This is a genomic window from Peribacillus faecalis, assembly GCF_014712675.1.
GTDB lineage: Bacteria > Bacillota > Bacilli > Bacillales > DSM-1321 > Bacillus_AD > Bacillus_AD faecalis.
Genome location: NZ_JACXSI010000004.1, coordinates 1 through 13,017, shown reverse-complemented (window position 1 = coordinate 13,017; position 13,017 = coordinate 1). Strand labels below are relative to the sequence as shown.

General features: G+C 40.9%; 13 protein-coding genes, 1 pseudogene and 1 riboswitch. Of the genes and pseudogenes, 8 read left to right on the top strand and 6 right to left on the bottom strand.

Translation table 11 applies throughout. The features are described from left to right. The first annotated feature begins 5 nt into the window (after window positions 1-5). Complete coding sequence (locus tag IEO70_RS02410; protein ID WP_190996753.1) at window positions 6-1,232, top strand: acetyl-CoA acetyltransferase; 1,227 nt, start codon at window positions 6-8, stop codon at window positions 1,230-1,232. A 95-nt stretch (window positions 1,233-1,327) separates the two neighbouring features. Here IEO70_RS02410 and IEO70_RS20120 read toward each other — a convergent pair whose 3' ends face one another. Together IEO70_RS20120 and IEO70_RS02405 are read right to left on the bottom strand one after the other, a co-directional pair. Then, a complete protein-coding gene (locus tag IEO70_RS20120; RefSeq protein ID WP_268938706.1) occupies window positions 1,328-1,462 on the bottom strand; it encodes a hypothetical protein in 135 nt (44 codons plus the stop codon). 154 nt (window positions 1,463-1,616) lie between these two features. Continuing rightward, window positions 1,617-3,005 (bottom strand): amino acid permease, encoded by a 1,389-nt coding sequence (locus IEO70_RS02405; RefSeq protein WP_190996752.1) that lies wholly within the window; start codon window positions 3,003-3,005, stop codon window positions 1,617-1,619. A gap of 87 nt (window positions 3,006-3,092) precedes the next feature. Continuing rightward, a riboswitch (glycine riboswitch) is annotated at window positions 3,093-3,173 on the bottom strand. A gap of 276 nt (window positions 3,174-3,449) precedes the next feature. Here IEO70_RS02405 and IEO70_RS02400 point away from each other — a divergent pair. From IEO70_RS02400 to IEO70_RS02375, 6 genes and pseudogenes are all read left to right on the top strand, one after another. Next, window positions 3,450-3,785: pseudogene (locus tag IEO70_RS02400) on the top strand (acyl-CoA dehydrogenase family protein); the annotation flags it as partial. Further along, window positions 3,698-3,883 carry an acyl-CoA dehydrogenase family protein gene (locus IEO70_RS20385; protein WP_190996817.1) on the top strand — a complete coding sequence of 62 codons (186 nt, stop codon included), beginning with the start codon at window positions 3,698-3,700 and terminating at the stop codon, window positions 3,881-3,883. The pseudogene IEO70_RS02400 and the gene IEO70_RS20385, both read left to right, overlap by 88 nt. Further along, a complete protein-coding gene (locus IEO70_RS02390; protein WP_190996750.1) occupies window positions 3,810-4,784 on the top strand; it encodes an acyl-CoA dehydrogenase family protein in 975 nt (324 codons plus the stop codon). The genes IEO70_RS20385 and IEO70_RS02390 overlap by 74 nt, the downstream gene beginning before the upstream one ends. Continuing rightward, window positions 4,702-5,514, top strand: a complete 813-nt coding sequence (locus tag IEO70_RS02385; protein WP_190996749.1) for an enoyl-CoA hydratase/isomerase family protein — start codon at window positions 4,702-4,704, stop codon at window positions 5,512-5,514. The genes IEO70_RS02390 and IEO70_RS02385 overlap by 83 nt, the downstream gene beginning before the upstream one ends. A gap of 204 nt (window positions 5,515-5,718) precedes the next feature. Next, entirely contained in the window at window positions 5,719-6,363 is a 645-nt protein-coding gene (gene fsa / locus IEO70_RS02380; protein WP_190996748.1) for a fructose-6-phosphate aldolase, read from the top strand. Window positions 6,364-7,101: 738 nt separating this feature from the next. Continuing rightward, the gene (locus tag IEO70_RS02375; RefSeq protein WP_190996747.1) at window positions 7,102-9,477 is read left to right on the top strand and encodes a M14 family zinc carboxypeptidase; all 2,376 of its coding nucleotides are present in this window, start codon (window positions 7,102-7,104) and stop codon (window positions 9,475-9,477) included. Between the two features lie 80 nt (window positions 9,478-9,557). Here IEO70_RS02375 and nfsA read toward each other — a convergent pair whose 3' ends face one another. Next, a complete protein-coding gene (nfsA, locus tag IEO70_RS02370; protein ID WP_190996746.1) occupies window positions 9,558-10,313 on the bottom strand; it encodes an oxygen-insensitive NADPH nitroreductase in 756 nt (251 codons plus the stop codon). Between the two features lie 103 nt (window positions 10,314-10,416). Next, window positions 10,417-11,238, bottom strand: coding sequence for a Cof-type HAD-IIB family hydrolase (locus tag IEO70_RS02365; RefSeq protein WP_190996745.1), 822 nt, complete (start codon window positions 11,236-11,238; stop codon window positions 10,417-10,419). 199 nt (window positions 11,239-11,437) lie between these two features. On the opposite strand from IEO70_RS02365, the gene IEO70_RS02360 reads away from it, so the two are divergent. Then, window positions 11,438-11,872 carry a general stress protein gene (locus IEO70_RS02360; protein ID WP_190996744.1) on the top strand — a complete coding sequence of 145 codons (435 nt, stop codon included), beginning with the start codon at window positions 11,438-11,440 and terminating at the stop codon, window positions 11,870-11,872. A gap of 24 nt (window positions 11,873-11,896) precedes the next feature. Here the strand turns inward: IEO70_RS02360 and IEO70_RS02355 are convergent, their stop codons facing one another. Together IEO70_RS02355 and IEO70_RS02350 are read right to left on the bottom strand one after the other, a co-directional pair. Continuing rightward, entirely contained in the window at window positions 11,897-12,214 is a 318-nt protein-coding gene (locus IEO70_RS02355) for a hypothetical protein (protein ID WP_190996743.1), read from the bottom strand. Between the two features lie 289 nt (window positions 12,215-12,503). Next, window positions 12,504-12,812 carry a cytoplasmic protein gene (locus tag IEO70_RS02350; RefSeq protein WP_190996742.1) on the bottom strand — a complete coding sequence of 103 codons (309 nt, stop codon included), beginning with the start codon at window positions 12,810-12,812 and terminating at the stop codon, window positions 12,504-12,506. Window positions 12,813-13,017 lie beyond the last annotated feature (205 nt).

Here is a 13,017-nt window from a genome sequence, read left to right as displayed (position 1 = left end):
CAGGAATGATGTCGAAAGTATATGTGCTAGGAGGCTATCAAACTGATTTTTCTCAGAAGTGGAGCGGAGAGGATGCGTTATTTCGATTAATGAAAGAAACGACGATCCAGGCGCTTACATCCGTTCAAATTTTGCCAAGTGAAGTAGAGGCGGCCCATATCGGCAATTTTGCCGGCGAGTTATTTACCGGTCAAGGGCAGTTAGGCGGTTTATTTGCATCGATTCATCCGGATTTGTCAACGATTCCAACTTCACGACATGAAGCAGCTTGCGCCTCGGGCAGCATTGCGCTTTTATCTGGCGCGGCCGATATTGAGGCAGGGCGCTATGACTTAGTTTGTGTTTTGGGTGTCGAACAGATGAAAAATGTATCGACTAGAAAAGCGGCTGAATATTTAGGAGCGGCCAGCTGGGTTGGGAGAGAAGCTCAGGAAGCAGAATTTCCGTGGCCGTACCTTTTCAGTCAGCTCGTTGATTTCTATGATGAGCGCTATGGCATTCAATATGAACATCTTGGCAAAATTGCCGAAATTAATTTAACCAATGCGAAAAGAAATCCGCTCGCACAAACGAGAAACTGGCAGCAGGATGCCAATAATTTTACCAATGACGATGCTTGCAATCCGGTTGTCGAAGGACTCATCAGGAAAAATGATTGCGGCAGAACGACGGATGGCGGAGCGGCGATATTTTTGGCGTCGGAAAGGTTTGCTGCGCAATATGCAAAAAGAAATGGCATGACAATCGAACAAATTCCATTTATAAAGGGGTGGGGACATCGGACAGCACCAATGCTATTAGCGGATAAGCTGAAACGAAGTTCAGAAAGTGCCTACGTTTTCCCGCATGTTCGCCAAGCAATTCAAGATGCGTTCAAAAGGGCCCATATTGCAGCTGTTGAACAAATTGACGGCATAGAATTGCATGATTGCTTTACGATTACGGAATATATGGTGATTGATCATTTTGGATTGACGGAGCCGGGAGCAAGCTGGCGGGCGATTGAGGATGGCACAATTGAGTTTGGCGGGAAGCTGCCTATTAACCCGAGCGGAGGCCTAATCGGTAGCGGGCATCCTGTAGGTGCGACCGGGGTGCGGATGTTGTTGGACGCTTTTAAGCAAGTGACGGGAAAAGCGGAGAATTATCAGGTAGAGGGAGCGAAAACTTTTGCGACATTGAACATAGGCGGCAGCACAACGACGGTAGTGTGCTTTGTAATTGGGCTTTAAACATTACAAAACCCTGCTTGTTTTCGTATATAAAACGAGCAGGGCTTCTATTTGACTGCGACTGTGAGCTCCGTATGAATCACATCCTTTGCAAATTAGTATTGGTCTAAATTACTGTAGGCGATTAGCTGTTCCTCCGTTAAATAAGTGATGAAGTCTTGGAAGTTTACTGACTCCATATCATATTTTTCACAAATTGTTGTGTAACACTCATAAGCTTGTTGATACATGTTAATCTCCCTTTCTGTTATAGAACAAATTTATTTAACTAAAAATAATATATAACAGATAATAGGTGTAGTCAATAAGTTTTTTAACAATTCTAAAAATATCTACATTCATGCAAAAAGGCTTGAACAATATACGTTCAAGCCTTACTGTTGATTATTTCGCCGAGACATGTTCGGCAATTTCTATATTAGGCAGAGCATTTCGGTCTTTTTTATAAAACTGATACAGTGCCACTAGCACAGCAAACCAAATCGGCGTCAGCAGAAGCGGCAGTCGTGTCGCGTCCGAGAACAGCATGACTATTAGAATGAAGGCAAACAGCGCTAATACAGCGTAATTGATAAACGGTGTTAATGGAGCCTTGAATGTTGATTTTGCATGTAAGTCCGGACGTCTTTTTTTATAAATGATGTGAGAAATCAGGATCATGCTCCATACCCAAATGAAGCAGATGGCGCTGATTGTTGTCACAATCGTAAAGGCTTGCTCCGGAATGACCTTACTCAGCAAAGCACCGATTGATACAACGATTGTCGATGTGAATAAGGCATTGCTTGGTACGGCATGCCTATTTAATTTCGCCAGCTTAGAAGGAGCATTCTCATCTTTGCTTAATGTAAACAGCATGCGGCTTGTTGAGAACAAACCGCTGTTGCAAGCAGAAGCAGCGGATGTTAACACGACGAAATTGATGATGCCGGCAGCGACAGGAATACCGATTAAAGTGAACACTTCTACAAACGGGCTGCTGGAAGCATCCAACTGATTCCAAGGGTTAATGCACAATATAACAGCCAAAGCACCGACGTAAAATAACAAAATACGCATCGGAATTTTATTGATGGCTGATGGTATGTTTTTCTTTGGATTGGCTGTTTCAGCAGCTGTTACACCAACTAACTCAACTCCGACAAAGGAAAACACGACAAGCTGAAGCGAGAACAGGAAGCCGGATGCACCGTTCGGAAACATGCCGTCAAAGCTCCAAATATTTGATAAAGCAGCTGTTCCGGTATCTGTTTTAAATCCGATGACAATCATCATGATACCTACAACGATTAAGGTGACAATTGTTACGACTTTAATAATTGCAAACCAAAATTCCAATTCGCCAAATAGTTTAACCGTCAGTAAATTCAAGCCAAGCAAAATGACAAGACAGGCAATTGCCGGTATCCATTGCGGTATATCAAACCAATATTGCATGTACATGCCGACTGCGATAATGTCGGCCATTGCTGTCATTATCCAGCAAAACCAATATGTCCAGCCGGTTACAAATCCGGCCCATGGACCAATATATTCAGCGGCGAAATCCGTAAAGGATGAATAACCGCTGTTAGACAGCAATAATTCACCTAATGCTCTCATCACGAAAAAAAGAGCGACACCAATAATAAGATAAGCGAAAATGATCGATGGACCAGCCATATGGATCGACTTTCCGGAACCTAAAAATAATCCTGTTCCGATTGTTCCACCGATTGCGATTAATTGAACATGGCGATTTTTTAAATCGCGTTTTAATTCTTGAGCAGCCATTGCTCTTCCCTCCATTTTTTCTTCAAATAAAAAAGAGATTGGACTTTATCCAATCTCATCTAAGGGCGAGAATAACAATGTTTTATTCGTTATTCTTCTGTCCTTTTGCCTGAGATTGTGAATCCTTCGGCGCTGCACATATCGTACAGTCTCTCCAGAAGCTGCTCCTGCCATAGTTTTATCCACGGCATTCATCGCTACTAAGCTATATTAATAAAATAATAAACGAATGATAGCATGTATTTTTTTATAGGTCAATAATAATGCCATATTTATATTAATTCATATTTTTTGAGAATTAGAGTCAAAAGAACCATTATAAGTTTATAGATTGTTTATGTAAAAAAATACCATTAGAATAAGTGGTAAACAGAAAATGATGATATGGGGGGATTTTAATGAAGACATTGCAAATACCGGACAGTTCAGCTTACAGATAAACACGATGAATTGAGAATGGAAGTTCGGGAGTTTATACAGCTGGAAATAGAAGCCGGAACGTTTGAGCCGAAATGCGATTGCTGGCTTAGCGACTATTCACCAGAATTATCTCAAAAGCTCGGGGAAAAAGGGTGGATTGGAATGACTTGGCCGACGAAATATGGGGGACATGAACATTCGGAGATTGAGCGATATACAACGAAACGACTATTAAAATACTGGAGAAGCAAGCAACAAAGGAAGTTATTAATATGGAAGAATACGGCATATGGCCGGACCCATTATGGACGGCCTTTCGTGAAAACGGTCTCACAAAAGCAGGTATCCCGGAATCATTAGGCGGGAGCGGCGGAGATTTTGAGGATGCCTTCAGCATTTTACGTCTTGCCGGTAAATATTCGGCCCCTCTTTCCGCTTGCCGAAGTGTATATCGTTAACTGGTTGCTGAAGGACATTGGTGAACAGGTGACTGAAGAGATTGTCACAGTATCCTGTTCGGATGAAAAATTGCAACTCGAGAAAAAAGAAAACGGCTTCTTGATCTCCGGAACGCTTAAAGATGTGCCTTATGCGCGATTTGCACAAAAACTGCTGGTATTGACAGGGGAGATAGCAATATTGCTTGATTTAAAGAAAGCCGAAATGAAACACGGCCAAAATTTAGCCGGTGAAGCGAGAGATGAAGTATACTTCTGCAACGTTTTTGTAGAAAATGGACAGCTGATTTCTGTTCAAAAGAAGCAAACGGAAAAAAAACTACGGTACTTGGGAGCGTTGACCAGGACTGTAATGATGGCCGGTGCGCTTGAGCGCATACTTGAATTGGCGGTCAATTATGCGAAAGGGCGCGAGCAATTTGCCAGACCACTACACCGTTTTCAGGTTGTCCAACAACAACTGGCATTGTTAGCAGGCGAAGTTGCCGCGGCGGGAATTGCGGCCGAATATGCGGCGACCTCATATGGAGGGAATCCTTTTTCTAAGGAAATCGCTTTAGCGAAAGTGAGGGTGAATGAAGCGGCCGGAAAGGCAAGCGCAATAGCACACCAAGTGTTGGCGGCAATCGGATTCACACACGAGCATACACTTCACCATAGCACGCGCAGATTAAGGGCATGGAGGGATGAATACGGTACGGAGACTGACTGGGGACTGGGAAACAGTACTGACAGAATTATTATTACAAACGAAGAGCTCAGGATTGTGGTCACTGGTGACGGGTGTAGAAAATCGTTCAGAAAAGGTGGAATTATAGATGAGAGATTTACTTTTTTCGGTAGAAAACAATATTGCAAGAATAGTGCTGAATCGCCCGGAAAGTTTGAATGCGTTCAGTGAGGAGATGATTGAATCGTGGATTGATGCACTTGAAACGGTGCGCGATTCGGATGATATTCGTGTGCTCGTCGTTTCCGGCAATGGCCGCGGCTTCTGTTCGGGAGGTGATATTAAATCAATGGCAAATGGTGAAGGTTTCATAAAGAGCGACGGGTCGAGCGACTACACATCCACTGCGTTGGCAAGAAAAAATTCACTTTGGAAAAAAGTGCAGCGCGTTCCGCTTCTTTTACAGGAGATCGATATACCGGTCATTGCTGTTCTCCACGGATTTGCGTTCGGAGCCGGCTTTGATATTACACTGGCTTGTGATATTCGTATTGCAGCAGCTGATACGAAAATTGCCGAGAGCTATGTAAAGGCAGGAATTGTTCCGGGAGATGGCGGTGCATACTTTTTGCCAAGGCTTGCAGGTATCGATAAGGCGCTTGAACTGCTATGGATGGGCGAGGTTTTGACAGCGTATCAGGCAAAGGAGCTCGGACTCGTTACACATGTCGTTCACGAGGATGAACTGACTGCTTTTGTAGAGACTTATGTGGAGAAACTGGCCAATGCGCCCCAGCAAGTGCTTCGCTTTACAAAAAGGGCCGTTTATCAAGGGTTAGAAATGAACCTGCGCACTTCACTGGATATGATTTCATCATCAATGGGAATTCTCACTGAACTGGAAGATTACCAGGAAGGTGTTAATGCGCTTGTAGAAAAAAGAAAGCCATCTTTCCGCTGATAAATCAAAAGCAACTGCCGTATGCGGTTGCTTTTTGTAAATTATATTAATATACCATTTTATTAAATGAAGTTCAATGACATATGTCCTATTACTCTTTCTTTTCAAGTTGTATACTAATGTTATAGCAAAAATGTAAGCGCTTTAATGAATTGAGTAGTGATTCCGCCAAACCCCAAATACATACATAAAGGAGAAAGAACAATGAAATTTTTTATCGATACAGCAAACATAGCGGATATTAAAGAAATCAATAAAATGGGTGTACTTGCAGGTGTTACGACCAATCCGACTTTAGTGGTGAAAGAAGGTGTCGATTTTCATACACGCATTAAAGAAATTTGCGAGGTTGTATCGGGGCCGGTAAGTGCTGAGGTAATCAGCCTTGAAGCGGACAAAATGATTGAAGAAGGGAAAGAATTGGCTAAAATCGCACCAAACGTAGTCATTAAATTGCCGATGACAGCTGATGGCTTAACAGCTGCTCATGAATTTAAAAAACTTGGCATTAAAACGAACGTTACGTTGGTGTTCTCACCACCGCAAGCATTGCTTGCTGCTCGCGCCGGCGCAACATATGTATCACCGTTCTTGGGGCGTTTAGATGATATCGGCCAGAACGGATTGCAGCTAATTGAGGATATTGCCACAATCTTTGATGTTCACGGTATCGAAACACAAATCATTGCTGCATCAATACGTAATCCGATTCATGTAACAGAAGCGGCAATTAGAGGTGCAGATATTGCAACAGTTCCGGCAAATGTCATTAAACAATTATTGAAACATCCATTAACAGATGCAGGTATTGAAAAATTCCTTGCAGATTGGAATGGAGCAAAAAAATAAGTCGGCAAGTGTTTATTAAGATATTCATTAAAGAGTACATAAATTAAAGTAGGGAGCAATAAGAGGTCCGAATCTTATATGGTTTGGACCTCTTATTTTATTTATGAATAATTTTCTTAACAGCCTCATAAAAATTCCTGCAAGTTACAGTTATTTTCTGCAAATCATGAGTATAAGCAAGAGATTCGTGTTTCAGTATCTGGCAAATTTCGTCTGTACCCCTGCAAATGGTTTTGGTTATTGCTGCAGCAACAGGCGTTATCAGTATTTTAGTTTTAATACTGTCAAAAAATAATGGAAACGGAATCGGTAATATCCGCAATGTTTAAAAAGGGAAAGAGAAAGCTGGAGAGCTTTCTCTTTCTTGCTAAATGATTGTAGCTACTTTTTTTTAGGGGTTTCGTTGGTTGAATAATGAAAAGAATATAAATAATAATCTTCCATTGGTATTTTGAATTTTTATTCAAGGTCATTTTTTATAACTCTGTCAAAATAGAAGAAGCATTGCGGATATACTTTCAAATGAGGAAAGCGGTAGCTATTAAAGGAATAAATACAGGATTATAAAAATTATAGGCGATACCAATTAATGTTTATGGAGAAGCAAAATCAACATAATAATAATATTCACCTAGCCTCCATATAATAGATTTAGCTTAATAGGGCTATTGTAAAAAAATGTAATGTAGTTAAAATTATCAGCATGAAGTCTATCTATCAATAGTCGGGGGTGTTTGTTTGAAAAAGAAGAAATTATTATCCGGTATGGTCGTTGCAGGAATGTTAACGGCTGTTCCGATCAGTACGGTGTTTGCCGGACCGGTAAAATGGGTCGATGTGAATCCGGCAATCGAAAAAGATCATAGTTTATTTAACAGTGAAAACTATGATTTTATGAAGTTCTCGCAAATCGGCAAAAAGCTGGATGAAATCAACAAAAAATCAAACCGCGTTAAGGTAGAAGTCACTGGCACATCTTCCCAAGGTTACCCTCTTTACGTTGTGACAATTGCCGATCCTCAGGCAAACGGCAAGTTTGGAAAATACCAGGCTCTGCGTAAACAAATGTTTAAAAACCCGCAAAAGGCTAGTGACTGGGTAGCAGAAAACCCGGACTTTAAAGTTCCCATTATGATTAACGGCTCCATACACGGTACTGAATTCGTCGGAACAGACGCATTGATGCAATTAATTGAGCGGTTTGCCACACAGAATGATGAAGAAACGAAGGAAATCTTGGCAAATAATATTTTAATCTTCAATGTCGTTCAAAATCCGGACGGCCGCATTGATGCCACTCGTTTTAACGGTGAAGGAGTCGATTTGAATAGGGATTTTATTACGCAATCTCAGCCTGAGACAGAGCAAATGGTTGACTTGTTGACAGAGTGGAATCCGATGGTTTTATTGGACACGCATGGCTATGTCAGAAATTATGGCCCGAACTTGCAGGGACTGATTGAACCTTGTACACCGCCTCATAATCCGAACTATGAATACGATTTATACAATAAATGGGCATATGACCAGGCAGAAGCAATGGAAGCAGAAATTATGAGTGATAAAGATTCGTTCAACGGCGGAATTTATCAATCGATGAAAGGCACCTATATTCCGCAACGGGATGACGCAGAAGGTTGGGATGACTATCCGCCAATTTTCACCCCGATGTATGCGATGTATCATGGAGCATACGGGCACACGCTTGAAGCACCTACCAATGATGAAGACGGGGTTCGGTGGATGTACAATGCTGTTATGGGGGCTTTGAAATTTGCCACTGAAAATAAGCAAGAGATGATCGCCGACCAAATAGAAATCTTCAAGCGTGGCATTACCTTTGACCATCCGACTCATGCAGAGGGGCATTTCCCGAACGCTTATATTTTGCCTGTCGATGAAAAAGACCCAACAGTTACAGAAAAAGCAGTTAATCACTTAATGAAAAATGATATTGAAGTTGTCCGCGCCTCCAAATCATTTAATGCGGCAGGCAAAACATACGAGAAAGGGACATATATTGTAAAAATGGATCAGGCAAAAGCAGGGCTTGCCAATACGATGCTCTGGGACGGCGAAGATATCTCGAATGATGTTGCTTCCATGTATGATATTTCCGCATGGAGCCTTCCTGAATTATGGGGTTTTACAGCTGACCCGGTTTATGAACAGGTGAAAGCAGTTACAGCTAAAGTGAATAAAGCGGAAACTCAAGGTACTCTATCAGGCAAGGGACCATTCCTGATTCCGAACAGTTCTGTTAAAGCAGTTAAGCTCGTTAATCAATTGCTGGAAAGTGGAGTCACAATAAAACGTGATACTCTAGGTAATTTTTACGCGGAAGCTCCGGCCAACAAAGTATCTGTTTCCGTGAAAGCTTCCGGTTTAAAAATCGCTTCAGCCTCAATCCCTTCGGATGCCGTTAAAATTGACAGCATGAAGGTTGCGATTCTTAAGGACGGAGGAATGGGCAAAGTGCAATCACATGCCGGAACAAAATTGGCATTGGAAAGACTCGGTTTTAATGTTACAGAAGTAACTCCAGTGGAAGTAGCGACAAATGGATTGAATGATTTTGATGCATTTATTTATAGCGGTACGGAAAGTCTGATTGCTACAAATCTTAATGCAGCAAATAGAGAATTTGGCTTCCAAAATTCGGCGCAATACGGGCAATTCAAAACTAATTTGGAAACATTCATTCAAAACGGAGGAAAATACATTGCAGTAGGGGCCGGAGCTTCAAGAGCAACAAGAACATTAGGACTTACCGACAATGAAATTCGCACAGCCGGCAGCAACAGCAATGGCATCGTGAAGGTTGATTATAAAGGAGAAGGCCTTACTGCAGGGTACAGTGAAGATGATGTAGGCTTCGTTTACCATCCGGTTTGGTATGCCGGCTTAACAGATGATGAAGTGGCAGCTTCCATTGACAATGCACCGGACTTCTTTATTGCCGGACATTGGAGAAATAATGCGGCTGCACAAGGACAACCTGTTATTGTCAAGGAAAAATCGAAGGATGTGACACTGGTGGGATTGGAAGCAGGGTTTCGTGATCACACAGATTACTTATTCCGTTTGCTTTCCAATGCTATTTTTACTAAATAAGAATAACGTGGTGTCCGGCATATGTTTATGCCGGGTTTTTTACATATAAAAAGGATTGAGAAAATCTCAATCCAAAATAATTACTTCTTGTTAAATCCTTTACTTTCAAGAAACGCCTTCATATGCTCGCGTTTTTTCTGCGCCAGGAAGGCTGCCATCGTTTTCGACCAGTTAGAATCCTTCATATTGGACGATCTTGCGCTGTAATATTGCTGCATCGTATCATCGTATTCACTGATGATTTCTTCATATTGCTCAGCGTTATATGTATTTTCGTGTAAAATTGCTTTTTCTGGAAGACGAGGTTTTACATCGTTATTACGAGCCGGTACACCAAGTGTCAATCCGAATAATGGAAATACAAGTTCTGGCAAGTTCAACAGCTCGCTGATTGCTGCCGGATTGTTGCGGATGCCGCCGATGTAACAGCCGCCGTATCCTAATGACTCTGCGGATGTGATGGCATTTTGTGCCGCTAATGAAGCATCAACTGTTGTAACAAGCAGACTTTCGACATTGTCTGCTTCTATATCGACTCCTTGCATTTTGCCTGCCAGCTGCAGACGTTTGAAATCCGCGCAGAAAACGAGGAAATGCGAGCATTGCGAAATTTGTGGCTTGTTGCTTGCATGCTCAATGATTTGCTCTCTTAAGTTTCGGTCTGTCACGTTAATGATCGTATAAGCTTGAACGAAGTTTGATGATGCTGCCCCTTGAGCTGCTTTAATGATCGCATCAAAATGCTCATCGGGAATCAGCTCATCTTTATAATGACGGACAGAACTATGATTTTGCATCACTTTAATTGTCTCGGAAAAATATTTTTCATTTTTCATGTATAATCCTCCTTTAAGGTTGCCACAACTTTCATAATAGACGATTTTTGACTGAAAAGAAAAGAAAAAACATCCGCGCTAACTTAATAGCGCGGATGCTTTGTTACGCTGTTACCAGCTCATTTAAAATGAATTCTTCTACAACTTTTGCAACGCCGTCATTCATATTTGTATCTGTCACATAGTCAGCAGCTGCTTTAATGTCATCATTTGCGTTGCCCATTGCGACACCAAGGCCGGCAAACTGTATCATTTCAAGATCATTGTAGCTGTCTCCCATAGCAATGACTTCCTCACGCTCAATACCGAGAATTTGGATTAAATGATTTAAGCTAGTGCCTTTTGTAATGCCTTTTTGCATAAATTCAAGGAAGTAAGGCTTAGAGCGCATTACACTGAACTCATCTTCTAATTCGGCTTGCAGCTTAGCCTCGACTACTTTCAATATTTCAGGATCGTGAAGCATTAAGCATTTCACGACCGGTTCAGTAACCGCTTTCTTGAAGGAATCGACAAATTTTACAGGAATTCCTGTAATGGCAGATTCTTCGGCAGTATACATGCTGTCATCCTCTGTCACGATGTCATCTCCAATATAGGTATGAATGCTCACACCTTCACGACGACTAATATCATAAAGTTTATGAACTGCTTCCGGGCTTAATGTTTTACTGAATACTCTTTGTTTATCTTGCCAATCAATAATTTGACTACCGTTAAATGACAAAATGAAGCTTCCGTATTTCGCTAATTCCAGCTCTTCGGCGATATGTTTCATTGCAGAAGTAGGGCGACCTGATGCGAGCACAACTTTTACGCCTTGTTCCTGAGCTCTCATAAGTGCATCTTTCGTTCGGTCAGATATTGTATGGTCATCACGCAGTAACGTATCATCTAAATCTAGCACAATCATTTTATATGACATAATATAGTTCCTTTCTGGATGTTATATATATATCGTACTATAAAATGTGGGCAAATTGTGAGAAATGAAATATTTGTTAAATGGGGAAGCCTTCAACACAGATCTTGTCTCATAAACAAAAGTTGGATATGCGATTTAGTAATGTTTTCTTTCCTTTTAAAAAGGGAATAGTTTCATACATAAAACTGGAGGTGACGTTATGTTTGGCGAACTATATGGTCCATATGACAATCATACGGAAGTGTTGCGCGAGATTCATAGTCTTGAGGATCAGGGCTATAAAAGCAAAGACATTCAATTGCTGGCAGATACGAGAGATGATCTTTATTTTGAGAAAAAAGAGAAAGTGCACTTTTCGACTCTTGAAGACCGCAATAGCTTTCTGCAAACAATGAGACGAGTAATCGGGCATCATAAACCAGAAATTGAAGGTATCGTTGGATCTGAAGATATGTTTGGTTTGACACAGGAAGAAAAAGAAAATTATTATGAGCAACTAAGAAAAGGGAAGATCTATTTGTTTATCTCTCCAAAAAAAATCCAAAACTTTGATGCACACTTAAATGACAGTTCATGGGATGATGATTCCAGTTACGAGGATGCGGTATTCAGAATTAATACGAAAGGCTTGTAATGGTGAAGACTAGCTTCATAACGGCTAGTTTTTCCTTTGTTCAATATCGTGCTGAAAGAGCATGAAATCAAAAGCGCTCATTCCCGGTAGCCGCTGAAAGAAAGCGGAAAGACTTTCATTATCATCGAAGGTAAGCGCTGTCATTTCTTCTTTAATGAAAAATAGTGCCTGAGATGTTTCGCGCTTCATCAGAAAAATCCGAAGCAAATAGAAGCTGCCGATTTGTTCTCTTAATCCAATTACTCCATATTGTCTATTTTGTGGAGAAACCAAAATGCCTTCACTCTCTAAGTGAATTAATTCTTTCGGATAAACAATCTCATATTCTTCATTTACATACATAATAAGCGCCTCCTTTGTATTTAAGGTTCGCTATCACCTTGTAAAATCCTTCCACAAAAATGGTTAATGTGAATGTAAAGGAGGGTAAAGTTATTTAGTGGGGGGAATAAGAATGAAAACGATAATTTTTAAATGCCTGATTGTATTTGTAGTGTTGCTGTTATTGGTGCCGATTGTAGCGGCATTGCTGTAGATGAAACATATAAATGCAGAGGTGTCGCTGCCTCTGCATTCTTAAGGTTAATTAAGTAGCATATTCATAATGAAAAAGGACCGGTGCCGGTTTTTCTTATGTCAATTTTGCATCATATGCTCTGTCAATATAAACGACTTGTGTCAGCAAAATCGGGCTGATGTATTTTCTTAATGCAGGAAAAACATGACCGACGTAATCATTTGGCGAATGGCAATAATATCTTTCCTTCAAATTGATTTTATATGTGCAAGTCAGTTCAATAGCGGGATTGGATTGGGAGTCCAATACCTGTTTTATGCTCTTGACTTTGACTATTAAATCTTTATTTTTAAAAAACAGATCATCTGGCTGGAAATGTCCGTTTTTCACTAATACAACCACAAATCCTTCTGCTCGAATCATTCTTTACACCTCAAACACATTATAGCAAAGCTATTAAATGATTTCATCATTGAAAAAGGGGGCTTTCCGTGATGAAAGGTCCCCCGATGCTTCTTAAGAAAGCATTCCTGTATTGAAGCAAAATGAAGTTTGAACAAAAAAAGCCTCCTTGGTATGATACGAGGTGTCCAGTGCACGGGACCCTTAAATAACCAAAGGAGGACTT

What these genes read in the sequence shown, in the direction of transcription:
- fsa (WP_190996748.1), top strand. Translation starts at nt 5,719, where the DNA reads ATGAAATTTTTTATCGATACAGCAAACATAGCGGATATTAAAGAAATC.
- IEO70_RS20120 (WP_268938706.1), bottom strand. Translation starts at nt 1,462, where the DNA reads ATGTATCAACAAGCTTATGAGTGTTACACAACAATTTGTGAAAAATAT.
- IEO70_RS02410 (WP_190996753.1), top strand. Translation starts at nt 6, where the DNA reads ATGATGTCGAAAGTATATGTGCTAGGAGGCTATCAAACTGATTTTTCT.
- nfsA (WP_190996746.1), bottom strand. Translation starts at nt 10,313, where the DNA reads ATGAAAAATGAAAAATATTTTTCCGAGACAATTAAAGTGATGCAAAAT.
- IEO70_RS02390 (WP_190996750.1), top strand. Translation starts at nt 3,810, where the DNA reads ATGCCTTCAGCATTTTACGTCTTGCCGGTAAATATTCGGCCCCTCTTT.
- IEO70_RS20385 (WP_190996817.1), top strand. Translation starts at nt 3,698, where the DNA reads ATGGAAGAATACGGCATATGGCCGGACCCATTATGGACGGCCTTTCGT.
- IEO70_RS02365 (WP_190996745.1), bottom strand. Translation starts at nt 11,238, where the DNA reads ATGTCATATAAAATGATTGTGCTAGATTTAGATGATACGTTACTGCGT.
- IEO70_RS02360 (WP_190996744.1), top strand. Translation starts at nt 11,438, where the DNA reads ATGTTTGGCGAACTATATGGTCCATATGACAATCATACGGAAGTGTTG.
- IEO70_RS02385 (WP_190996749.1), top strand. Translation starts at nt 4,702, where the DNA reads ATGAGAGATTTACTTTTTTCGGTAGAAAACAATATTGCAAGAATAGTG.
- IEO70_RS02355 (WP_190996743.1), bottom strand. Translation starts at nt 12,214, where the DNA reads ATGTATGTAAATGAAGAATATGAGATTGTTTATCCGAAAGAATTAATT.
- IEO70_RS02405 (WP_190996752.1), bottom strand. Translation starts at nt 3,005, where the DNA reads ATGGCTGCTCAAGAATTAAAACGCGATTTAAAAAATCGCCATGTTCAA.
- IEO70_RS02350 (WP_190996742.1), bottom strand. Translation starts at nt 12,812, where the DNA reads ATGATTCGAGCAGAAGGATTTGTGGTTGTATTAGTGAAAAACGGACAT.